The sequence below is a fragment of the Actinoplanes nipponensis genome (genome assembly GCF_016862275.1).
GTDB classification, from domain to species: domain Bacteria; phylum Actinomycetota; class Actinomycetes; order Mycobacteriales; family Micromonosporaceae; genus Actinoplanes; species Actinoplanes nipponensis.
In genome coordinates, this window is record NZ_BOMQ01000081.1 from 90,091 (window position 1) to 112,362 (window position 22,272).

Genomic DNA, 22,272 nt, shown 5'->3' on the forward strand with positions numbered 1-22,272 from the left:
CTAATAGATCACTCCCCGGCCGGCAGCGTCGGCTCTCCGTGTGCCGCCTTCTCGATCAGGTTCTGTTTCGGCCCGGTGAACCACTTGCGGGCGCTGGCGAACCACCACACCGTCGCCCCGCCGACCACCACCGCCACCGCGACGATCGTGTAGTTGAAGTTCGCCGCGGTGATCGGGCCGGCCACCGGCAGCACGAACAGCACGCAGATGGCCACCACCCAGACGATCGCGATCCAGCCGACCGCGGCGCTCCACCGGCCCAGGTTCCACGGGCCCGGGGTGAAGTCGTCGCTCATCCGGCGCAGCAGCACCGGACCCACGTAGGCGATGTAGAGGCCGATGACGGCGATCGAGGTCGCGGCCGCGTACGCCGTGGTGTTCCACAGCGACGGCAGCACCAGCAGGGTGGAGATGGTCACGCAGAGCCAGATCGAGTTGGTCGGCGTACCGGTGCGGGGGTTGACCTTCTTCCACAGCCGGGAGCCGGGCAGCGCGCCGTCCCGGGCGAAGGCGTACGACATGCGGGAGTTCGCCGTCACCGACGCCATGCCGCAGAAGAACTGGGCGACCACGCAGATGAACAGCAGGAACGTGCCCAGGTTGTGCCCGGCCGCGTCGATGAAGATCTGCGCGGGCGGCAGCCCCAGGTCGGTGGTCCGCTCGGCGTCGTAGTCCTGGATCGACCAGGTGATGGCCACCAGCAGCACGAAGCCGGCGATGACCGAGACGACGACGGAGAGCACGATGCCGCGCGGCGCGGCCCGGGCGGCGTCGTGGGTCTCCTCGGCCACATGCGCGGAGGCGTCGTAGCCCGTGTACGTGTACTGGGCCATCAGCAGGCCGATCAGCACGGCGTAGATCGCGGCGCCCTGGAAGGTGAAGCCGGTCTCGTTGCGGACCTCGAAGAACACCTCCGAGATGGGCTTGTGCTGGTCCGGCACGAAGGCGAGCACGACCACGATCACCGCGACGCCGATCAGGTGCCACCAGGCGCTGACGTCGGAGAGCAGCCGCACCAGGCTGACCCCGAAGGTGTTCAGCAGCCCGTGGATGACGATCAGGACCAGGAAGATCAGGAACGTCCGGCCCTTGGTGACCTCCATGTCGAAGGTCAGGCTGAGGAACGCCGACGTGGTGATGGCCGCGCCGAAGTCGATCGCCGCGGTGACGGCCACCTCGCCCAGGAAGTTGAACCAGCCGATGAACCAGGCCCACGCGGCCTTGTTGCGTTTGGCCAGCGCGGCGGCCCACCAGTAGAGGGCGCCGGCGGTGGGGTAGGCCGAGCACACCTCGGCCATGGCCAGGGCCACGAAGGTGACCATGATGCCGACGAAGAGCCAGCCGAGCGTGATGGCGACCGGGCCGCCGGCGTTCATGGCGATGCCGTACGACGTGATGGCGCCGGCCAGGATGGAGATGATCGAGAAGGAGACCGCGAAGTTCGAGAAGCCGGACAGTCGGCGGTGCAGTTCCTGCTGGTAGCCGAGCTGGGCGAGGCGTTCTTCGTCGGTGCTGGGGGCAGGGCTAACGCTCATTGCCACTCCCGTGATTCATGGGGCACTGTGACCTGGGCCACGGCTGTCCGGTGATGATCTACCCGAGGTGTTACGGCCGTCAATGAGCTGTGTTAATTGCGTTGCCCGGCGCGCGCGCCGGGCCGCACACTCGTATCCAGCGACCGGCCCTCGGCAGGCCTCGCGGACACCCGGGGAAGCCTCCGGCTCCCCTCCCGCGGCGGCGCGGGACGCGGTCACCTCTCTCGACACGGCATCGCGCTGTGCCATGCGCCCGTCCCGCGCCGCCGCCCCATTCGTCCAAAAAATCTACAGTGACGACTCTAGGATTTTTAGCTTGACAGGAATAACATCACAAGGGTCGGCGACGCACCGCCGACAGCAACTGGCACAGATTGGCTGAGTTGGTAAGGAGGACGAGATACCGCAGCAACGCGAACTCGTGAAGTCCCCGACCCGACAAGAGGTGATCGCAGCCGATGCCCATCACTCGCGCCGTCCGCTAGCGGCACGCAGGCGGAACGGCCGCGCCGACGACGGTCGGCCACAGAATTGAACAGCCAAGGCCCCGGTAACCCGCCGGGGCCTTGGACTGTCTCCCCCACCTGATCATGGGCACCGCCCCCGGCCCGGAAGGCAGCATGAGCACCACGTTCGACGACGCCGACTTCCCGGCGTACACCATGGGCCGCGCCGCCGACATGATCGGCGTGACGCCGGCCTTCCTGCGCAGCCTGGGCACGGCCGGCCTGATCGAGCCCGAACGCTCGCTGGGCGGGCACCGCCGCTACTCGCGGCACCAGCTGCGGCTCGCCGCCCGGGTCCGGCAGCTGCTGGACGAGGGCATGCCGCTCACCGCGGCCTGCCGGCTCGTGACCCTGGAGGACCGGCTGTCGGTGGCGCACCGGCGCATCGTCGAGCTGGGCGGCACGCTGACCGCCGACGACGACGCCGACCTGCCGACCGCCACCCATCCCGACATCGCCACCCCCAGCTACTACCCCTCGCCGCGCGGCGACCGGTCGGCCTCGGCGCCGTAGACGGCGGCCAGGCTCGCCTCCCAGAGCAGCCGGGCCCGCACCGGATCGACGGCGCGCCGGGTCGCCCCCAGCGGCCGGCGCCACGCGAAGTAGCCGCCCGGCACCGCGGCCGCCGGGTCGTCGGCCAGCCACAGCAGCGTGTCCGCGCCCTGCTCGGGGCCGCGGAAGACCAGCTTGCCCAGGGAGAAGAGCGGGCTGCGGCCGCCGAAGCGGCTGCGGATCAGGCCCGGGAAGAAGCAGGTCGGCACGATCCCGTACGGGCCCCAGCGCCGGGCCGCCTCGACGGTGAAGAGCAGGTTCGCCTGCTTGCCGGCCCCGTACGCCGCCCACCGGCTGAACTGGCGCCGGCCCGGGCGGCGCACGTCCAGCGTGCCCCACGCCTCCGCGATCGAGCCCGTCGTGACGATCCGCGCCGGCGCCGCCGCCCGCAACCGGTCCAGCAGCAGGTGGCTCAGCAGGAAGCCGCCGAGGTGGTTGATCTGCACGCCCGGGTCGTACCCGTCGGCCGTCAGCACCCGGGCCGGCGCGAGCTGCCCGGCGTTGTTCACCAGCACGTCGATCCGCTCGTGGGCCGCCGCCACCCGGGCGCCCACCGCCCGCACCTCGTCCAGCACCGCGAAGTCGGCCCGGTACGCCGCCGGGGTACGCCCGCCGGCCGCCCGGACCACCTCGACCGCGTGCCGCAGCCGCCCCGGATCCCGGCCGAGCAGCACCACCTCGGCGCCCCCGCGGGCGAACGCGGCGGCCGCGGCCAGCCCGATGCCCGAGCTGCCGCCGGTGACCACGATCGTGCGCCGCTCCGCCATGCCCCCATTGGATCAGCCCCGGCGGCCCGCCCGGCTACGGTTCAGATCATGGTTCCGCTCGCCCACCGCCCCGACCGGCTCGCCGCCTGGGCCGGCGCGGCGGTCCTGACCGGCGCCCTGACCATGCTGGCCGGGCTGGTCGCCGCCCCCGGGCCGTGGACGCAGGGCTACGTCAGCGAGGCCGGCACCGCCGGCATGCCGCTGGCCGCCGCGTACCGCTGGGGGCTGCTGGGGCTGGCCGTGGGCGTCGGCCTGCTGGGCGGGGTGCTGCGGCGCTCCTCGCGGCCGGTGGCGACGCTGCTCGGCCTGGCGGCGCTGCTGGCCGCCACCTCCGGCGTGGTGCCGTGCACCGCGGGCTGCCCGCTGCCGCCGTACGAGCAGACCACAGTCGCCGACGTCACCCACACGGCGGCCAGCGTCATCGGCATGGTGCTGCTGGCCGGGGCGATGGCGCTCATCGCCCTCTCCGCGCCGTTCGGCGCGGTGCTGCGGCGACTGGCGGCCGTGGCGGTGGCCGTCATCGTGCCGCTCGGCGCGACCCTCGGGCTCACCATGCTGCTGGCCGGCCGGGGACCGGCCGGCGCCACCCTGGAACGGGTGGCGCTGGTGGTGGCGGTGAGCTGGCTGATCGGCACGGCGGTGGTGCTCGCCCGGCCCGGCGCCGCCGGGCGGGACCCGGTGGCCGGGCCCGCGCCGACGCTCAGGCGACCCGGCGCACGATAGCGAGCAGGGACTGCTCGACGTCCTCGATGGCCCGCTCGGGCTGGAACACCAGCCAGTCCACGGCCACCACCAGGCCGACCCCGAACAGCGCCGACGAGGCCACCCGCACGTCCAGCTCCGGCGGCAGGTCGCCGGAGTCGACGCCGGCCCGCACGGTCTCCGCGATCACCCCGATGGCCTGCTCACGCAGCAGGACGAGGGTCTGCTGCCACTCCCGGTTGGTGCGCCACATCTCCGAGAGCAGCAGCTGGGCGAAGGCGCGGTACCGGCGGATGTACTCCAGCTGGGCCCGGATCAGGGCGGCGACCGCCTCCCGCGGCGGCAGCCCGGCGACCGCGGCCCGGAACTCGTCGGTCAGCAGCCCGATGCCGTGCCGCAGCAGCTCCTCGAAGAGCACCGACTTGGAGGCGAAGTTGTAGTAGACGGTCCCCTTGGCGACCCGGGCCCGCAGCGCGATGTCGTCCACCGTGGTGGCCGAGAAGCCCTGCTCGGCGATCAGCTCGACCGCCGCCTCGAACAGGCGCTGCCGGGTGTCCTCGCGCCTGCGGGTCCGTCCGTCCACGATTGTCAGATCACCAGCTCCGGATGCAGGCCGGACGGGGTCAGCCGCCGCGACCGGTGGGCCACCGCCACGGTCAGGACCAGCGCCGCGAGCCCGTAGCCGAGCAACGCCAGCACGCCGGTCACCACCGTACCGGCCGGGCCGCCGTCGATCGCGTGGCGCAGCGACTCCACCACGTAGGTCATCGGCAGCAGCGGGTGGACCGCCTGGAAGAAGCCCGGCGAGGTCTGCACCGGGTAGGTGCCGCCGGACGAGGTCAGCTGGAGCATGAGCAGGGCCAGCGCGACGATCCGGCCGGCCGGGCCGAGCGCGGCGCCGAGCACCTGGATGACCGCCGCGAACGCGGTGGCGGTGAGCATCAGCAGGCCCAGGGTGAGCAGCGGCTGCACCGGGCTGAGCCCGAGACCGAGGACCACCACGGCGTACAGCACCGCCGCCTGGGTCAGCCCGACCGCCACCGCCGGCAGCAGACCGGCCAGCGTCACCCGGTACGCCGGGGCGCCCGACACGACGTACCGGCGGTTCAGCGGGCGCAGCAGCATGTAGGTGAACATGGCGCCCACCCACAGCGCCAGCGCCAGGAAGTACGGGGCGAAGCCCACGCCGTACGTGGCGGCCGGGTGGCGCACCGTCCGGCTCACGGCCACCGGGTCGCTCAGCACGTCCGCGCGCCCGGACGGGTCGTCGCCGTACCCGGGAAGCCGGTCGGCCCCGTCGGCCAGGCCGGACGCCAGCTTCGCGGCGCCGCCCTGCAGGTCGCCCAGGCCGGCGGCGAGCTGGTGGCCGCCGGCGGTCAGCGTGTCCAGGCCGCCGTGCAGCTCGCGCGCGCCGGAGGCCAGCCGGAAGAGGCCCCCGCGCAGGTCGTCGGCGCCCGCCGCGGCGTTCGCGGCGCCGCTGTCGAGCCGCTGCGCCCCGGTGGCGAGCTGACCCAGGCCGGCGGCCAGCTCGTCCACGCTGCGGCGCGCGGCGGCGACGTCGTCGGCCAGGTGCGGCGCGGCCGCGGCGACCCGGCGCGCGGTCGCGGCTACCTCGTGCAGCCGGGCGCCGAGCGCGTCCAGGTCGGCGGAGTGGATCGTCGACTGCACCCGTTCGGCCGCGGTGACCAGTTGCCGGGCCAGCGTCTTCAGCTCGGCCCGGTTCGGCGTCCCGGCGGGCAGCGCGTCGATGCCGTCCCGCAGCTCCCGCGCCCGCCGCACCGCGTCGCCGGACGCGTCGTCCAGCTTGTCGAGGTTGCCGGCGAGCAGGTCGGCGCCGTCCGCCACCTGGCCGGCGGCGTCCGCGATGAGGCCGGCGTTCTGCCGCAGCAGCGGCTCGGCCTTGTCGGCGGCCGCGTCGACCGCGGTCGCCAGCCTCCGCCCGCCGGCCGCCGCCTGCTGGGTGCCGGTGGCGAGCTGGGCCGTACCGGCCCGCAGGGTGTCCAGGCCGTCGGCCAGCTCGTCGGCGCCCCGGGCGGCGCTGCCCAGTCCCCCGGCCAGCTGCCCGGCGCCCCGGTCGGCGTCGGCCAGGCCGTCCTCGAGCCGCTCGGCGCCGTCGCCGGCGTCGCTCAGCCCTTCCCGCAGCTTCCCGGCGCCCTCGGCCGCCCGCTCGGACTGTTCCTTGGCGTCGGTGAAGCCGACGAGCATCTTGTCGAAGTAGCCGGCCTGCGCGCTCTGCGCGGCGGCGGCCCGCACCTCCTCGAACGCGGTGCGGGAGAAGACCCCGGACAGGTAGTTGGTGGCGTCGTCGTTGACCACGACGAGCTGGGACGACCGCGGGTCGGCGGCCGGGTCCGGGCCGGTGGTGAGGTTCCGGGAGAAGTCGCGCGGGATGCGCAGCGACAGCTGGTAGCGGCCGTCGGCCAGGCCGGCCTCGGCGCCGCGCTCGTCGGTGACGTGCCAGTCGAAGACCTCCCGCTGGCGCAGCTCGTCGGCGAGGTCGCGCCCGGCGTGCACGGGGGTGCCGTCGCTCGCCGTGGCGCTGACGTCCTCGACGACCAGGGCGGCGGGAATGTGGTTGAGCCGGCCGTAGGGGTCCCAGAAGGCGTATAGGTAGAGGGCGCCGTAGAGCAGCGGGATGACGCAGAGCACGGCGAGGGCGGCGGCGGGCAGGCGGCCGCGCAGGAAGCGGCGCAGCTCGAAGCCCGCGAGGCGCACGCTGGACAATCCGGTCACGATTTCTTCCTGTTCCGCTCGTCGTCCGCGGCCTGCGGCCGGTCGTTGTCCGTGGGCGCGCGATCAGCCGCCTCGGCTTCCGCCTCGGCGTCCGCCGCCGGGTCGGGGTCCGCCGCCGGTTCAAGGTCCGCCGCCGGTTCGGGGTCCGCCGCCGGTTCGGGGTCCGCCTCGGCCGGCGCGTCGCCGGCCACCGCGGCGTCCCCGCCGGTCTCCGGGACGACCTCGGGCGCCGGCGAGCCGCCGAGGCGCACCACCGTGGACACCCGCGCCGGATCGATCTCCCGGGCCGTCACCAGCACCGCGATGCCCTCCGCGGCGATCGCGCCGAGCAGCGTCCACAGCCGGTCCGTCTCGGCCTCGTCCAGCCCCTCGTCCACCGCGTCCAGGGCGATGACGGCGGGACGTTCGAGCCGGGCGGTCACCAGGCCGAGCAGCTGGCGCTGGAACGGGCTGAGCTCGTACCCCCGGGTTCCGGGGTCGAGGCCGAGCAGCGGCACCCGGTCGGCCTCCCGCGGCCGGCGGCCGACGAGCAGCAGCCGTTCCTGGACGTGTTCCCGCACGGTGAGCACCGGTTCGGGCGCCGTCACGCCGGGTACCCAGCCCAGCGACGCCGACCCGGTCACCCGGCCGGCCGAGAGCCGGAAGCGGCGGGCCAGGGCGAGCAGCACCGTCGTGCGCCCGCTGCCCGGCGGGCCCACGATCGCGAGGATCTCCCCCGGCTCGACGCTCACGTCGAGGTCTTGGAAGAGCCACCGGCGGCGGTGACGAACACCCGCCCCGGCGGCGGTCAGAACCGGCATCACGACACCCACTTTTAATACTGACTGGTCAGTTCAAATAGTTGCGCGTGATCCTCGTCGATGGAAGCCGCAGTGGTGGACCTCACCACGATCACAGGGCAGGATCGGGACATGCCGACGCGATGGGGAATGACCGTACCGCTGGGCGGGGTACCGCTGGCCGAGCACGCCGCCGTGTTCGCGGCGCTGACCGACGCGGGCTTCACCGACCTGTGGTCGTCGGAGGTGGCCGGCGCCGACGCCTTCACCCCGCTGACGCTCGCCGCCGCCTGGCAGCCGCGCGCCCGGCTCGGCACGGCGATCACCCCGGTGTTCACCCGCGGCCCCGCGCTGCTGGCGATGACCGCGGCCGCGCTGGCCGAGACCGCCCCCGGCCGCTTCCAGCTCGGCATCGGCGCCTCGTCCCCGGTGGTCGTCGGCGACTGGAACGCCGCCGAGTTCACCCGGCCGTTCGCCCGCAGCCGCGACATGCTGCAGTTCCTGCGCGCGGCGCTGGCCGGCGAGGTGGTCGACCGCGAGTTCGAGACCTTCCGGGTGCGCCGCTTCCGGCTCGAGCGCCCGCCGGCGACACCGCCGGCGGTCCTGCTCGCCGCCCTGCGTCCCGGCATGCTGCGGCTGGCCGCCTCGGCCGCCGACGGCGTGATCCTGAACTGGCTGGCCGCCACCGACGTGCCCCGGGCGCTGGCCGAGGCCAAGTCCGACCGGCCGGACTTCGACGTGGTCGCGCGCATCTTCGTGTGCCCGACCGAGGACGCCGGCTACGCGCGCACCGTCGGGCGCCGGATGATCGCCGCCTACCTGACCGTGCCGGCGTACGCGGAGTTCCACCGGTGGCTGGGCCGCGGGCCCGCGCTGGATGCGATGTGGACGGCCTGGGCGGCGGGCGACCGGCGGGGCGCGCTCGCCGCGATCCCCGACGAGGTGGTGGACGAGCTGATCGTGCACGGCTCGCCGGAGCAGTGCCGCGCGCAGGTGGCGCGTTACGCGGCGGCCGGCGTCGACGTCCCGGTGATGGCCCTGGTGCCCACGCCGGAGCTGGAACAGGGTGGGGCGGCCACCCTCGCCGGCCTGATCCCGAGGCTGGGCCCGGCCTGACGGCGGGCCGGCCCGAGGCTCAGAACAGGACGGTCGCGAAGCTGCCGTTCGGCACGAATCCGCAGCGGGCGTACAACCGCCGGGCCGGCGCGTTGTAGTCGTTGACGTACAGGCTCACGGTGGGCGCGACCCGGCGCAGCGCGTCCCGCAGCACCGCCGCCATGGCCCCCGCGGCCAGCCCGCGCCCACGGAACTCCGGGTCCACCCACACGCCCTGCACCTGCGTGGTGCGCCGGGTGACGATGGCCAGCTCGGCCTTGAAGACGACCCGGTCGCCCACGAAGCGCGCGTACGCCCGCTTCGACCGCACCAGGTCGGAGATCCGCCGCTTGTAGCCCCGGCCACCGTCGTCGAGCAGGGGCGAGACGCCGACCTCCTCGGTGTACATCGCCACCGCGGCCGGGAACAGCTGCTCCACCTCGTCCGGCTGCACCAGGCGCACCTCCGGGTCGGGCGCGACCGGCGCCTCACGGTCGGCGACCAGCAGCGGCTGGTGCGGCCGGACGTCGCGGGCCGGGCCCCAGTGCCCGCCCAGGCGGTCCCAGAGCTCGAGCACCGCGTCGGACCGCCCGATGATCGACGAGCAGATGCGGGGCTCGGCGCCGAGCAGGTCGGCGAAGGCGGACACGGCCGCGGGGGTCGTGCACACCGGCACCAGGTGGGCGCCGGACCAGCAGATCGACTCGACGCGCCGGCCGGTGCCGTACCCGTAGATCCGGCCGTCCGAGCGCCACCAGTTGAGCCCGTGCGCCGCCACGCGCTCGGCGATCTGAGCGCCGGCGTAGGGGTCTTGGTCGAGGATCCGCTCGACCGTGGCCCGCTCGGACTCGCCGAGCTGGCGGATGGGCACCGTCAACACAGCTACCAGATTGCCAGATGGCCGGGCCGATGCACCCACACCGCCCCCTCGGATCCGAGAAAGCCTTGCGGCAAACATGTTGCCGATATATCGTCTAACTATCGACAACAGATCGGAGAAGATCATGCGACACCACCACATGCGCGAGGGCCACGTCCACCCCGGCAGCCTGCGCGAGGGTCTGATGCGCGGCTTCGGCTTCCCGCCCGGCTTCCCCTTCGGCCCCGGCGGCCCGGGCGGCTTCGGCGGCGGCTTCGGCCCCGGCGGCCCGGGCGGGCACGGCCATCGCCGCGGCGGCCGGGGCAGCCGGCCCAACGTGCGCCCCGCCCTGCTGGCGCTGCTGCTCGAGCGGCCCATGCACGGCTACGAGATGATCCAGGAGCTGGAGAGCCGCACCGGCGGCATCTGGCGGCCGAGCCCCGGCTCGGTCTACCCGACCCTCCAGCTGCTCGAGGACGAGGGCCTCATCGAGGCCGAGGCGACCGGCGGCCGCAAGCGCTTCACGCTGACCGACGCGGGCCGCGAGGAGGCCACCACCGCGGCGGAGAACCCGCCGTGGGCCCAGTTCAGCAACGACACGATGTCCCAGGTCCAGGACTTCCGCGACGCGGCGGTCGGGATCATGGACGCGCTGCGCCAGGTGGGCTTCAACGGCACGCCGGAGCAGCGCGACAAGGCCCTGGCCGTGCTGACGGAGACCAAGCGCAAGCTCTACGCCATCCTCGCCGACGAGTGAGGGTCCAGGGCTTCTTCCGGTACGGCGCCGGAAGTCCCCAACCGCAACACCGTCATCCACCCGCACACCGCGGGCCGCCCGGGACACCGGCTCATCAGCCGCCGCCGGGCTGAGAGCGGCGGCATCGCCGTCGCGCTCGCCGGCTCACCGCCGGCGAGCGCAGCGGCCAGCCGGCTCGGGCGTCCGCGTCACCGCTCGGCGCCGGTGCACCCGGCTCGGGCGTCCGCGTCACCCCTCGGCGCCGGTCTCCTGGCTCGGGCGTCCGCCTCACCGCTCGGCGCGGTAGAAGGCGTAGGCGCCGAAGCGGAACGTGTCCCGGCCGGTCATCGTGGGGTTCGTCAGGCCCGCCTCGGCCAGGGCCGCCAGCACCCGCTCGGGGACGCTGGCCGCCACGAGCGGGTGGCGAGGCTTCCGGCCGCGACCCGAAGCGTCCTCCGGCGGGGTGCCGTCAACGTCCACAATGTGCAGTTGACCGCCCGGGCGGAGCACCCTTCGCACCTCGCGCAGGGCGCGGAGCCGTTCGCCCTCGTCCAGGTGGTGCAGCATGAAGGCCGAGAGCACCCGGTCCACGTCGGCGTCGGGCAGCGGCAGCTCGCCGGCGAACGCCTGCTCGTAGCGGATCGGCAGGCCGCGCCGCGCCGCCTTGCGCCGCGCCCGGCGCAACGCGGCCGGATCCGGGTCGATGCCCACCGCGTCGACGTCCGGCCCGCGCCGCCCGAGCGACGTCAGCAGATTTCCGGTGCCGCAGCCGATCTCCAGGACCCGCTGGCCGGCCCGGAGGTCCGCGCGGTCGAGCAGCTGCTTGTGGATGCGCCCGACCCCGGCCAGCCGGGTGAACGGGTCGTAGAGCGGCAGCAGCCAGTGCTTGCCCATGGCCGGCAGGTAGTGCCGCTGGCCCCGGGCGGGCGTCTCCGTCATGGCCTGCTCCTCCTCGAATCCGACGAATTTCGGTCGTACTCTGAGCCTCATGCCAGGCGTGCGAGGGAACAACGGTGGATCCGTGGTTGCGATGCGACAATCTGTGGCCGTCGCCCCGGGGCTCGCCGGGCCGGTGGGCACGACCGGGCACGGGGTGCCGGTCATGTCCTTCGGGCACTCACCGGGCACGGCGCCGGTGGCGGTCGCGCGGTTCCCGCAGGACGCCCCGGCCGGGAACCCGCCGGCCATCGGCACGCACACCCACGATTTCCTGGTGCTCTTCTACGCCCACCGGGCCCACGGGACGGTGGTGCTGGACGATCGGCAGTGGACGGTCACCGACGGCGACCTGTTCGTCATCGCCCCCGGACAGGTCGTGTCCTTCACCGGACCGCCGGCGGAGATGGCCGTCGACGGGTGGCTGGCGTGGTTCCCCGCCGACGTGCTGCGGCCCGGCACGTCCGGGGCCTATGCGTCGTGGCGGGCCCACCCGCTGCTGTTCCCGTTCGCCCGCGGGATCGACCGGGCCCAGCGGCTGCGCATCCCCGCGGCCGACCGGGCCGGCTGGGTGGAACGCTTCGCCGCGCTGGAGGCCGAGCTGCGGGCCGGGCGCGACGGCTACCAGGAGGCCGCCCTCGCCCACCTGACCCTGCTGCTGGTGGCCGCGGCCCGGCTGTCGACCGACGTCGCCGACCAGCTCCGCGCCTCCGACGAGCCCCTGCTGGGTGCCGTCTTCGAGGTGGTCGAGCGGCGCTACCACGAGCCGATCTCGCTGGCCGACGTCGCCGCCGAGCTCGCCCTCACCGCCGGCCACCTCACCACGGTGGTACGCCGCAAGACCGGCCGCACGGTGCAGCAGTGGATCACCCAGCGACGGATGCAGCAGGCCCGGCTGCTGTTGACCGGCACGGACCTCACGGTGGCGGCGATCAGCCACCGGGTCGGCTATCCGGACGTCAGCTACTTCATCAAACGGTTCCGCGCCGAGCACCGGGCGACCCCGGCCCAGTGGCGCGACGCCGCCCGCCCCGGCGCCCGCCGAGCGGCACCAGAACGCACCGGGCGCCAGGGGCGGACGGGAACCTGACCGGCCCGGCGGGACCAGAACGCGCCGGGCGCCAGGGGCGAACGGGAACCTGACCGGCCCGGCGGGAGCAGGGAGCGGACAGGGACGGCGCCGACCGTCCCGGCCGTGCGGGCACCGAAGGCACCGGGTGGCCCAAAGGTGACGGGGTCAGCGGCGCTGACCCCGTACCGGAAGTGTCAGTGGACCGTGACCGTCGGGCCCGGGAGCAGCTCGCGGAGCTCGTCCGGCAGTTCCGCCCCCATCTGGTCGGCCAGCCGCAGCGCCTCCTCGACCAGCGTCTCCACGATGATCGACTCCGGGACCGTCTTGACGACCTGGCCCTTGACGAAGATCTGGCCCTTGCCGTTGCCCGACGCGACGCCCAGGTCGGCCTCGCGGGCCTCACCCGGCCCGTTGACGACGCAGCCCATGACCGCCACCCGCAGCGGCACCGGGAAGCCCTCGAGCGCCGCCGTCACCTGCTCGGCCAGCGTGTAGACGTCCACCTGGGCGCGGCCGCAGGACGGGCAGGACACGATCTCCAGCCCGCGCTCGCGCAGGCCCAGCGCCTCCAGGATGCCCTGGCCGACCTTGATCTCCTCGACCGGCGGGGCGGACAGCGAGACCCGGATGGTGTCGCCGATGCCCTCGGCCAGCAGCGCGCCGAACGCGACCGCGCTCTTGATGGTGCCCTGGAACGCCGGCCCAGCCTCGGTCACGCCCAGGTGCAGCGGGTAGTCGCACTGCTCGGCGAGCTGGCGGTACGCGCGGATCATCACGACCGGGTCGTTGTGCTTGACCGAGATCTTGATGTCGCGGAAGCCGTGCTCCTCGAACAGCGAGCACTCCCACAGGGCCGACTCCACCAGCGCCTCGGCGGTGGCCTTGCCGTACTTCTGCATGATCCGCTTGTCCAGCGAGCCCGCGTTGACGCCGATCCGGATCGGGACGTTCGCGTCGCCGGCGGCCTTCGCGATCTCCTTGACCTTGTCGTCGAACTGGCGGATGTTGCCCGGGTTGACCCGGACCGCCGCGCAGCCGGCGTCGATCGCCGCGAAGACGTACTTGGGCTGGAAGTGGATGTCGGCGATGACCGGGATCTGGGACTTCTTCGCGATGGCCGGCAGCGCCTCGACGTCGTCCTGCGACGGCACGGCGACCCGGACGATCTGGCAGCCCGAGGCGGTGAGCTCGGCGATCTGCTGCAGGGTCGCGTTGACGTCGGCGGTCAGCGTGGTGGTCATCGACTGCACGCTCACCGGCGCGCCCCCGCCGACCGGCACGTTGCCGACCATGATCTGGCGGCTGTGCCGGCGGGGGGCCAGCGGCGGCGGCGGTACGGCCGGCATACCGAGACTGACAGCGGTCATGTGCGCACTCTCACTTTGAGAAGATGGTAATCGGGTTGATCACGTCGGCCGTGGCGGTGAGCAGGGTGAACGCCCCACCGATCAGGATGACGGCGTAGGTCAGCGGCATGAGCTTGAAGTAGTCGACGCGGCCGGGATCGGGCTTGTGCAGCTTGCCGTAGATCCACGAGCGGACCCGCTCGTACCAGGCGATGGCGATGTGCCCACCGTCCAGCGGCAGCAGCGGCAGCAGGTTGAAGATGCCGATGAAGACGTTCAGCGAGATGAAGATCAGCAGGAAGATCTCGGGCACGCCGCGCTCGATCGCCTCGCCGCCCAGCCGGCTGGCGCCGATGACGCTGATCGGGGTGTTCGGGTCGCGCTCGTCGCCGGTGATCGAGTTCCACAGCGCCGGGATCTTCTCGGGGATCCGCTTCATCGCCACGAACGAGCCCTCGACCAGGCTCCAGTCGTAGCGCAGGCTGGCCCCGACGGCGTCGATCGGGCCGTAGGTGAGCGTGCCGGGAATGTCGATGCTCTGCCCGATGCCGACCACCGAGACCTCGGTGACCGGGCCCTCCGGGTCGGCCAGCGGCGGGCGCTTCGCGGCGATCATCGTCACCGTGGTGCTGCCGGGCCGGCCGTCGCGGGTGTACTCGAAGACCGTCGGGCCCGGCCTGGTGGCCCGGATCACGTCGGTGAGCTGGCCGTAGCTGGTGATCGGGGTGTTGCCGACCTTGGTGATGACGTCGCCCGTGCGCAGCCCGGCGGCGGCCGACGGGGCCGCCACGTCGGTGCCGGCGCCGGCCTTGCACTCCTGCTCGGAGAGCACGACCTGCACGCAGTCGGCCACGGTGATCCGGGCCGGCAGCGCGACCTGCTGCTGGACCGTCTGCGGCACGTCGGGGTTGGGCAGGCCGACGAAGACCGCGGCGCACCAGGCGGCCACGATGGCCAGGGCGAAGTGGGTGAGCGAGCCGGCCGACATGACGACCGTGCGCTTCCACACCGGGAAGCGCCACATGGCCCGCGGCTGGTCGGCCTCCGAGACGTCGTCGTCCTGCGGCGTCATGCCGACGATCTTGCAGAAGCCGCCGAGCGGGATGGCCTTGAGGCCGTACTCGGTCTCACCGCGGCGGAACGAGAAGATGGTCGGGCCGAACCCGACGAAGTACTGGGTGACCTTCATCCCGTACCGCTTGGCCGTGATCATGTGGCCGAGCTCGTGCAGGCTCACCGAGATCAAGATTGCCAGCGCGAAGGCCGCCGTCCCCAACCAGTACAGCATCAGGCTCCTTCAGCCGCAGTAGCGATCATCCGCTGCGCCTGGGCCCGCGCCCAGGCCTCCGCGGTCAGCACGTCTTCGACGGTACCCGGCTCGTCGAAATCCGGCGCCGCCGCGAGCACCGCCTCGAGGGTGTCGACGATGCCCAGAAAAGGTAGCCGACCGGACACGAACGCGGCCACACACTCCTCGTTGGCGGCGTTGTAGATCGCCGGGCGGCAGCGCCCCGCCGTGCCGGCGGCCTTGGCCAGCCGGACGGCCGGGAACGCCTCGTGGTCCAGCGGGCGCAGCTCCCAGTTGTGCGCGAGCGTCCAGTCGACCGCCGCCGCGGCGCCCGGCACCCGCTCCGGCCAGGCCAGCGCCAGCGCGATCGGCAGCCGCATGTCCGGCGGGCTGGCCTGGGCCAGCGTGGAGCCGTCGCCGAACTCGACCAGGGAGTGCAGCACCGACTGCGGGTGCACCATCACCTCGATGGCGTCGTACGGCACGTCGAACAGCTCGTGCGCCTCGATCACCTCGAGACCCTTGTTGACCATGGTCGCGGAGTTGATCGTCACCACCGGGCCCATGTCCCACGTCGGGTGCTTGAGCGCCTCCTCGGGTGTGACGTTCGTCAGCTCGGCGCGGCGCCTGTCCCGGAACGCTCCCCCGCTGGCGGTGAGGACCAGCCGCCGTACCTCCCCGGCCGAGCCGCCGCGCAGGCACTGGGCCAGCGCCGAGTGCTCCGAGTCGACCGGCACGATCTGCCCCGGCCGCGTCACCGCGGCCCGGACCAGCGGGCCGCCGGCGACGAGCGACTCCTTGTTGGCGAGCGCGAGGGTACGGCCGCAGCGCAGCGCCGCCAGCGTGGGCGGCAGCCCGAGACTGCCCACCACCCCGTTGAGCACGACGTCGCAGGGCCACGCGGCGAGCTCGGTCATCGCCTGCGGGCCGGCCACGATCTTCGGCAGCTTGAAGTCGCCGGTGGCCCAGCCGCGCTTCTGCGCCTCGGCGTAGAACGCGAGCTGCAGGTCCTGCACGACGCTGGAACGGGCCACCCCGACCACGTCGACGGCGAGCTCCAGCGCCTGCGCGGCGAGCAGCTCGACGTTGCCGCCGCCGGCGCCGAGCGCGACCACTCGGAACCTCTCCGGGTTGCGCCGGACGATGTCGATGGCCTGGGTGCCGATGGACCCGGTGGAGCCGAGCAGTACCAACTCACGCATGCCGTCCATCTTCCCCTGCCGGGTCACGGCGTCGGCGGGCGTACCCCGGGCGGTCCGGGCCGGTCCGCCGCGGGCCCGGACGCCGGGACCGGCGGCGGTACCGGCGGCGGGGCGGCCGCCGGCCGGCCGACGTTGCCGCTCAGCAGGGCCCGCAGCTCGGCGAGCTGCTCCCCGGTCAGGCCGCCGACCGGCACCGGGACGAAGCCGCCGCCGGCCAGCGCGAGGATGACCTGACCCGGCAGTTCCTCGGTGCTCCGGATCGCCGCCCAGCTCATCTCGGTGCGCACCAGCTCGGTGCCGACGCCCACACCGGCCGGCCCGAACCGGTAGGTCGTCGGCCGGGACACCCGCTTGACGCTCATCCGGGTCGCCTGCCGCGCGGCGAGCTCGACGAGAACCACCCCGAAGAACAGGGCGATGGCCAGCGTCAGGCCCAGCACCAGGTAGCTCCTGCTGCCGTCCAGGACCAGCCAGCAGAGCGAGCCGACCGCGCCCAGCAGCAGGCCCGCGACGCGCAGCACCATGAATCGCTGCCGGCTGACGTGGCGTACGGCGGCGCCCAGCAGACGCTCGTCCGGCTCGGCCGCGAAGGACAGTGGCATATCAGCTCCCATGATCGTGCGGATCCTAGCGCCACCGTGGGTATGGAGGGGGGCATGAGATCCCGGGTGGCGGACCTGCGCCGAAGACTGTCGGCGCCGTTCCGGCCCCTCCGCGGACGGGACCTGGCCCTGCACGCCGCCGCCGTGACCTTCTACGCCGGGATCGCCGTGGTGCCGGTGGCCCTGTTGGCGATCTGGATCACCGGCCTGGTCGCCGGGGCCGACCGGGTGCGCCGGCTGACCGGGCACACCATCCAGGCCCTGCCGGACGCGATCGGGGCGCCGCGGGCCCTGTCCGCGCTGATCGAGGCCGGCCTGCACCTGACCCCGATGCTCGCGGTGGCCAGCCTGCTCCCCGCCACCCTGTACGGCGAGGGCCTGCGCCGCGCGTTTGTGTCCCTGCGCGAGCCGGGCGAGGCGCTGGTCGGCTGGCGCGGCCGGATCCTCTGGCTGCCCCTGCTGGCCGCCTCCCCCGCGCTGCTGCTGGCGCTGTTCCTGGCCCTGCCCGTGACCAGCGGCCTCTGGGTCCGGGGCGGCTGGTACGCGGTGGCCGGGGTGGTGCTGTCGTTCTTCGCCGCCTGGCTGGTGCTGACCCCGGTGGTGATCTGGGTCTACCGCGGCGTGGCCCCGGGCCGGCCCGAGTGGCTGGCGACGGTGCTGGTCGGCTCGTTCACCGCGGCGAACCTGTCCGGGTTCCTGCACGGTTTCGTGCTGTTCTGCGCGCTGCCACTGGACCTCGGGGTGCCGTTCGGCGGCTTCACCGAGATCGGCGGCACGGTCGCCGTCGGGCTGTGGCTCTATCTCTTCCACGTGATCCTGCTGGCCGGCTTCGCCGCGACACAGAGCGCCAGCGCCTTCCAGCGGGCTAGACGGGCTCGGGCTGCCGATCCGGCGCCGGCGGCCGCGGATCCGTCTCGTGGATCCCGTAGCGGGAGTAGAAGCGGCCCAGCGGTCCCGGCGCCCACCAGTTCCACCGGCCCAGCAGCCGCATCGTCCCGGGGACCAGCAGCGCCCGGACCAGCGTCGCGTCCACGATGATGGCCACGATCATGCCGACCCCGATGGTCTTGATGACGGTCACCTCGCCGGTCGCGAAGCCGGCCACCACCGTGATCAGCAGCACCGCGGCGGCCGTGATGATGCCGCCGGTGCGCTGCAGGCCGGCGGCCACCGAAGCGGTGTTGTCGCCGGTGGCGTCCCACTCCTCGCGGACCCGGGAGAGCAGGAACACCTCGTAGTCGGTGGCCAGGCCGAACAGCACGGCGAGCACCAGGATCATGTTGCTCGGCTCGATGTAGCCGACGGAGGAGAACCGCAGCAGGCCCTCGAGGTGGCCCTCCTGGAAGATCCAGACGACCACGCCGAAGGACGCGCCGATCGAGACCAGGTTCATCAGCACGGCCTTGACCGGCAGCAGCACCGACCCGAAGGCCAGGAACAGCAGCACCATCGTGGCGACCGCCATGATCAGGGCCATCCAGGGCAGCCGGGCCGCGAGGCTCTCCAGCAGGTCGAGGTCGATGGCGGGCCGGCCGCCGACGAGCACCTCGGCGCCGGCCGGCGGGGGCAGGTCGCGGACCCGTGAGGCCAGGTCGCGCGCCTGCGCCCCGGACAGCGTGCGCGGATAGGTCACCGTGATCAGCGAGGCGGCGCCGCGCTCGGCGGTGACCGTGGCGGCGGTGACGTCCGGCAGCGCGGCGATCCGCCCGGCCAGGGCGCCGGCCGGCGCGCCGGTGACCAGCACGGTGATCGGGTTCTCGCCGCCGCCGGGGAAGTCGCCGGCCAGCCGCTCGCCGACGATCCGGGCCGAGCTGGCGGCGGGCAGCACCCGTTCGTCGAAGCCGCCGAACTCGACCCGCAGGAACGGCGCCGCGAAGGCGGTCAGCACGACGAGCACGCCGGCGACGTACAGCACCGGGCGGCGCATGACGCTGCGGGCGATCCGGGCCCAGCCGGCTCCGGGGCGCCCGCGCTGCGGCAGCGGGATGCGCAGCTTGTCGATGCGGTGGCCGAGCAGGGACAGGGCCGCGGGCAGGACGGTGAGGGCGGCCAGCATGGCGACCAGCACGGCGGCCATGCCGCCGATGGCCATGCCGCCCAGGAAGGGCTGCGGGAAGATCAGCAGGCTGGACAGCGCCAGCACGATGGTCAGGCCGGAGACCATGACGGTACGGCCGGCGGTCGCCACGGTGGCGCGGATGGCGCTGCCCACGTCGCGTCCGTTGGCCAGTTCCTCGCGGAAGCGGCTCACCACGAACAGCGAGTAGTCCACGGCCATGCCCAGGCCGAGCAGCGTGATGACGTTGATCGCGAAGACCGAGATGTCGGTGACGTAGGTCAGCGCCCGCACGGCGACGAACGCGCCGAGGATGGCGATGCCGCCGATGACCAGCGGGGACAGGGCGGCGATGAGCCCCCGGAAGATCAGCACCAGCAGCAGGAACAGGACCGGCAGCGAGAAGATCTCGGCCCGGGTGATGTCCTTCTTGGTCTGCGCGTTGGCCTGGTCGGTGAACGCGACCAGGCCACCGATCCGGGTGGTCAGCCCGGGCGCGGCCAGGGCCGGCTCGATCCGGTGGTACGCCGCCGCCCGGCCGTCCTCGGCCCCGGCGCGCAGGTAGACCGCCGCGTAGGTGGCCCGCCGGTCGTTGCTGACCAGCGTGGGCGGCGCGCCCCGGTCGGTGTACGCGGCGACCTGGGCCACGTCGGCCTCGGCGCGGATCTTCGCCACCGCCTCGGTCACCGCCGTCCGGAAGGCCGGGTCGGCCACGGTGAGCGTGTCGCTGGACCAGAGCACGACCAGGTCCGGGTCGCGCTGGCCGAGCTGGGCGGCGATGGCCCGGGCCGCCCGGTTGGACTGGCTGTCCGGGTCGTCGTAGCCGCCGCCGGTCAGCGCCCCGAAGACGCCCGCGCCCCAGGTCGCCCCGGCCACGACCAGGGCCAGCGCGGCGCCCAGAACCCACCAGCGCAGCCGGACGACCGCTCCGCCCCACCAGCCGAACATGTGCCTTCCTCCCGGAACGCCCGTTACAGTCGCCTCAGATTCCCGGCCACTATGGTGAACGCTGTTTACTCTCACAAGCGCCGTTCGCCCCCGTCAACGGAGCCCGCTATGACGACGACCACGCCCAGCCGCCGCGAACGGCTGCGCGCGGAGACCGTCACCGAGATCAAGGACGCCGCCCGCCGCCTGCTCGTCGCCGGCGGCCCCGCCGCCATCTCGCTGCGGGCCATCGCCCGCGACCTCGGCATGACCGCCCCCGCCCTGTACCGGTACTTCGCCAGCCTCGACGCCCTGGTGCTGGCCATCGTCACCGACCTCTTCGAGGACCTGCGGGCCACGGTCGCGGACGCCGCCACCGACCACGGCGACGAGGAACCGCTGGTCCGGGTCGGCCACATGGCCCGCGCCTTCCGCCGCTGGTCGCTGGACCGGCCCGCCGAGTTCGCGCTGATGTTCGGCAGCCCGGTGCCCGGGATCACCCCGTTCGCCGAGCAGTGCGGCCCGTTCAACGACGCCGGCGCGCGGTTCGGGGAGACCTTCTTCACTGTGCTGGGTGAGCACTATGCCCGCCACCCGTTCGGCGGAGCCGCCCCCGATCTGCCCGACCCGGCGCTGCGCGAGCTGTTCGCGCCGTACCTGGACACCTTCGGTGATCGTTTCCCGCTGCCGGTGATCTACCTGTTCGTGGCCGCCTGGACCCGGTTGTACGGGATCGTGGCGATGGAGGTGTTCGGTCACCTGAGGTGGGCCATGACGGACGTGGAGCCACTTTTCGAGGTCGAATTGGCGCGGATGGTCAGCCGAATGGCGCGCTAGGCTGCGCTGCCATGAGCTCTCTGCCCGAACGCGCGGACGTGGTGATCATCGGCGCCGGCCACAACGGCCTGGTCTCCGCGGTGCTGCTGGCCCGCGCCGGACTCGACGTCGTGGTGCTGGAGGCCGCCGGGGTGCTCGGCGGCGCCACCCGCACCGAGCGGCCGTTCGCCGGGGTGCCCGGCCTGGGCCAGTCCACCGGCTCGTACCTGCTCGGTCTCATGCCGCCGGAGCTGCTGCGCACGCTCGACGTGGACATCCCGGTGCTGCGCCGCGACCCGCACTACTTCCTGCCCACCCCGGGCGGGCCGGGGGCGCCGTACCTGCTCTTCGGCACCGACCGCGAGGCGACCCGGGCGCAGATGGAACGGTTCTTCTCGCCCCGCGACGTGGCCGCCGACGAGGCGATGCAGGTGGAGATCGCGGCGTTGCGCGCCGACCTGGCCCCGGCCTGGCTGCAGGAGCCCGGCACCGTCGAGCAGGTCGCCGACCGGCACATCCGCCCGCAGCTGCAGAGCACGTTCATCGACCTGGTCCGCGGCTCGGTCGCCGACTACCTCGCCCGGTTCGGCTTCAAGAGCGAACTGCTGATGAGCATGTACGCGGTGACCGACGGCCTGTCCGGGCTGAACGCGGGCCCCGACGACCCGGGCACCGGCCACAACTTCCTGGTCCACAACATGTGCCGGCTGCCCGGCTCGGACGGCACCTGGATGATCGCCCGGGGCGGGATGGGCACGGTGTCGCGCACGTTCGCCGACGCCGCCCGCGCGGCCGGCGCCGCGATCTTCACGAGCACGCCGGTGGCGTCCGTGACCGTGTCCCAGGGCGCCGCCACCGGCGTGGTCCTGGCCGACGGGCGGGCCGTGCAGGCCCCGGTGGTGCTGGGTTCCTGCGACCCGTACAGGCTGATGAGCCTGGTCCCGGACGGCGCGCTGCCCGCGGCCCTGACCGACCGGATGGCGGCGGTCCGCCGCCCCGGCACGACGCTGAAGGTGAACCTGGCCCTGCGCGGCCTGCCCCGCTTCGCCTGCCTGCCCGAGGACGCGCCGTCGCCGTTCGGCTCGACGATCCACCTGCTGCCCGGCTCGGCGGGCCTGGCCGGCCTGGCCGAGACGGACTCCCCGATGGCGGCGCTGCGCGCGATGTGGGCGGACGTGCAGGCGGGCCGGCTGCCGGCCGAACCCACGATCGAGTGGTACCTGCACACGACCGTCGACCCGTCGCTGCAGGACGAGGCGGGCCACCACTCGTCGGCCCTGTTCGTCCAGTCGGTGCCGTACGAGCTGGCCACCTCGACCTGGGACGCGGAGCTGCCCGGCTACGTGGACCGGCTGCTGGCCCTGGTGGACCGGTACGCGCCCGGAACCTCGGAGCTGGTGGCCGACACGATGCCGCTGACCCCGCCGGGCATCGAGAAACACTTCGGCATCACCGGCGGGCACATCCACCACGTCGACAACACGGTGGCCTTCAACGAGCGCATGCCGTACGCGACCGGCCTGGACGGGCTGTACGCGGGATCGGCCGGGGCGCACCCGGCGGGGAGCGTGATCGGCGCGGCGGGCCACAACGCGGCGAAGCGCATCCTGCGGGATCTGGGCCGCTGATCATTCGGGCGCGGCCCGGGCGGTGACCGGCTGGTGGGCTTGGGGGTGATGGGCGCAAGGCTACGGCCGCGGCGGCGCGGCGGCGGCCCGGACGGCGGCTCGACGACCCCGAGACGGCAGCCACGACGACGGCCC

The 22,272-nt window shown here is 73.6% G+C and carries 19 protein-coding genes and 1 pseudogene; 8 read left to right on the top strand and 12 right to left on the bottom strand.

Annotation, left to right across the window (positions count from 1 at the left end; genetic code table 11):
* Window positions 1-8 precede the first annotated feature (8 nt).
* Window positions 9-1,535 carry an amino acid permease gene (locus Ani05nite_RS34140; RefSeq protein WP_203775253.1) on the bottom strand — a complete coding sequence of 509 codons (1,527 nt, stop codon included), beginning with the start codon at window positions 1,533-1,535 and terminating at the stop codon, window positions 9-11.
* A gap of 620 nt (window positions 1,536-2,155) precedes the next feature.
* Here Ani05nite_RS34140 and Ani05nite_RS34145 point away from each other — a divergent pair.
* Entirely contained in the window at window positions 2,156-2,554 is a 399-nt protein-coding gene (locus tag Ani05nite_RS34145) for a helix-turn-helix domain-containing protein (RefSeq protein ID WP_203775255.1), read from the top strand.
* Here the strand turns inward: Ani05nite_RS34145 and Ani05nite_RS34150 are convergent.
* A complete protein-coding gene (locus tag Ani05nite_RS34150) occupies window positions 2,512-3,360 on the bottom strand; it encodes an SDR family NAD(P)-dependent oxidoreductase (RefSeq protein WP_239130919.1) in 849 nt (282 codons plus the stop codon). The genes Ani05nite_RS34145 and Ani05nite_RS34150 overlap by 43 nt on opposite strands.
* A gap of 48 nt (window positions 3,361-3,408) precedes the next feature.
* Between Ani05nite_RS34150 and Ani05nite_RS34155 the strand changes: the two genes are divergently transcribed.
* Entirely contained in the window at window positions 3,409-4,083 is a 675-nt protein-coding gene (locus Ani05nite_RS34155; protein ID WP_203775257.1) for a DUF998 domain-containing protein, read from the top strand.
* On the opposite strand, the gene Ani05nite_RS34160 is transcribed toward Ani05nite_RS34155, so the two are convergent.
* Genes Ani05nite_RS34160 through Ani05nite_RS34170 form a run of 3 tightly spaced genes read right to left on the bottom strand, consistent with a single transcriptional unit; the run spans window position 4,061 to window position 7,595 of the window.
* The gene (locus Ani05nite_RS34160; protein ID WP_203775300.1) at window positions 4,061-4,648 is read right to left on the bottom strand and encodes a TetR/AcrR family transcriptional regulator; all 588 of its coding nucleotides are present in this window, start codon (window positions 4,646-4,648) and stop codon (window positions 4,061-4,063) included. The two genes, Ani05nite_RS34155 and Ani05nite_RS34160, sit on opposite strands and share 23 nt — an antisense overlap.
* 2 nt (window positions 4,649-4,650) lie before the next feature.
* Window positions 4,651-6,795 (bottom strand): YhgE/Pip domain-containing protein, encoded by a 2,145-nt coding sequence (locus Ani05nite_RS34165; RefSeq protein ID WP_239130921.1) that lies wholly within the window; start codon window positions 6,793-6,795, stop codon window positions 4,651-4,653.
* The gene (locus Ani05nite_RS34170) at window positions 6,792-7,595 is read right to left on the bottom strand and encodes an ABC transporter ATP-binding protein (protein ID WP_203775259.1); all 804 of its coding nucleotides are present in this window, start codon (window positions 7,593-7,595) and stop codon (window positions 6,792-6,794) included. Before Ani05nite_RS34170 ends, Ani05nite_RS34165 begins: the two co-directional genes overlap by 4 nt.
* Window positions 7,596-7,724: 129 nt before the next feature.
* On the opposite strand from Ani05nite_RS34170, the gene Ani05nite_RS34175 reads away from it, so the two are divergent.
* Entirely contained in the window at window positions 7,725-8,690 is a 966-nt protein-coding gene (locus Ani05nite_RS34175; protein ID WP_203775302.1) for an LLM class F420-dependent oxidoreductase, read from the top strand.
* Between the two features lie 19 nt (window positions 8,691-8,709).
* On the opposite strand, the gene Ani05nite_RS34180 is transcribed toward Ani05nite_RS34175, so the two are convergent.
* Window positions 8,710-9,549 (bottom strand): GNAT family N-acetyltransferase, encoded by an 840-nt coding sequence (locus tag Ani05nite_RS34180; RefSeq protein ID WP_203775261.1) that lies wholly within the window; start codon window positions 9,547-9,549, stop codon window positions 8,710-8,712.
* A gap of 124 nt (window positions 9,550-9,673) precedes the next feature.
* Between Ani05nite_RS34180 and Ani05nite_RS34185 the strand changes: the two genes are divergently transcribed.
* Window positions 9,674-10,285: a PadR family transcriptional regulator gene (locus Ani05nite_RS34185; protein WP_239130923.1), complete on the top strand. Its 612-nt coding sequence runs from the start codon at window positions 9,674-9,676 to the stop codon at window positions 10,283-10,285.
* 267 nt (window positions 10,286-10,552) lie between these two features.
* Here Ani05nite_RS34185 and Ani05nite_RS34190 read toward each other — a convergent pair whose 3' ends face one another.
* Window positions 10,553-11,203 (bottom strand): class I SAM-dependent methyltransferase, encoded by a 651-nt coding sequence (locus tag Ani05nite_RS34190; RefSeq protein WP_203775263.1) that lies wholly within the window; start codon window positions 11,201-11,203, stop codon window positions 10,553-10,555.
* A gap of 154 nt (window positions 11,204-11,357) precedes the next feature.
* On the opposite strand from Ani05nite_RS34190, the gene Ani05nite_RS34195 reads away from it, so the two are divergent.
* Entirely contained in the window at window positions 11,358-12,290 is a 933-nt protein-coding gene (locus Ani05nite_RS34195; RefSeq protein WP_203775306.1) for an AraC family transcriptional regulator, read from the top strand.
* A 176-nt stretch (window positions 12,291-12,466) separates the two neighbouring features.
* Here the strand turns inward: Ani05nite_RS34195 and ispG are convergent, their stop codons facing one another.
* The 4 genes from ispG to Ani05nite_RS34215 are packed head-to-tail and all read right to left on the bottom strand — an operon-like array spanning window position 12,467 to window position 16,710.
* Window positions 12,467-13,639: a flavodoxin-dependent (E)-4-hydroxy-3-methylbut-2-enyl-diphosphate synthase gene (gene ispG / locus Ani05nite_RS34200; RefSeq protein WP_203775265.1), complete on the bottom strand. Its 1,173-nt coding sequence runs from the start codon at window positions 13,637-13,639 to the stop codon at window positions 12,467-12,469.
* 10 nt (window positions 13,640-13,649) lie between these two features.
* Window positions 13,650-14,906: a M50 family metallopeptidase gene (locus tag Ani05nite_RS34205; protein ID WP_203775267.1), complete on the bottom strand. Its 1,257-nt coding sequence runs from the start codon at window positions 14,904-14,906 to the stop codon at window positions 13,650-13,652.
* The gene (gene dxr / locus Ani05nite_RS34210) at window positions 14,906-16,117 is read right to left on the bottom strand and encodes a 1-deoxy-D-xylulose-5-phosphate reductoisomerase (RefSeq protein WP_203775269.1); all 1,212 of its coding nucleotides are present in this window, start codon (window positions 16,115-16,117) and stop codon (window positions 14,906-14,908) included. The genes Ani05nite_RS34205 and dxr overlap by 1 nt, the downstream gene beginning before the upstream one ends.
* A gap of 14 nt (window positions 16,118-16,131) precedes the next feature.
* Window positions 16,132-16,710, bottom strand: a complete 579-nt coding sequence (locus Ani05nite_RS34215) for a YcxB family protein (protein WP_203775271.1) — start codon at window positions 16,708-16,710, stop codon at window positions 16,132-16,134.
* A gap of 42 nt (window positions 16,711-16,752) precedes the next feature.
* On the opposite strand from Ani05nite_RS34215, the pseudogene Ani05nite_RS34220 reads away from it, so the two are divergent.
* Window positions 16,753-17,592 (top strand): annotated as a pseudogene (locus Ani05nite_RS34220) (YhjD/YihY/BrkB family envelope integrity protein); the annotation flags it as partial.
* On the opposite strand, the gene Ani05nite_RS34225 reads toward Ani05nite_RS34220, so the two are convergent.
* The gene (locus tag Ani05nite_RS34225) at window positions 17,576-19,714 is read right to left on the bottom strand and encodes an MMPL family transporter (RefSeq protein ID WP_203775273.1); all 2,139 of its coding nucleotides are present in this window, start codon (window positions 19,712-19,714) and stop codon (window positions 17,576-17,578) included. The pseudogene Ani05nite_RS34220 and the gene Ani05nite_RS34225 overlap by 17 nt on opposite strands.
* A gap of 108 nt (window positions 19,715-19,822) precedes the next feature.
* On the opposite strand from Ani05nite_RS34225, the gene Ani05nite_RS34230 reads away from it, so the two are divergent.
* Both Ani05nite_RS34230 and Ani05nite_RS34235 read left to right on the top strand, forming a co-directional pair.
* Window positions 19,823-20,530: a TetR/AcrR family transcriptional regulator gene (locus Ani05nite_RS34230; RefSeq protein ID WP_203775275.1), complete on the top strand. Its 708-nt coding sequence runs from the start codon at window positions 19,823-19,825 to the stop codon at window positions 20,528-20,530.
* A gap of 11 nt (window positions 20,531-20,541) precedes the next feature.
* Complete coding sequence (locus Ani05nite_RS34235) at window positions 20,542-22,137, top strand: phytoene desaturase family protein (protein ID WP_203775277.1); 1,596 nt, start codon at window positions 20,542-20,544, stop codon at window positions 22,135-22,137.
* The last annotated feature ends 135 nt before the right edge of the window (window positions 22,138-22,272 follow it).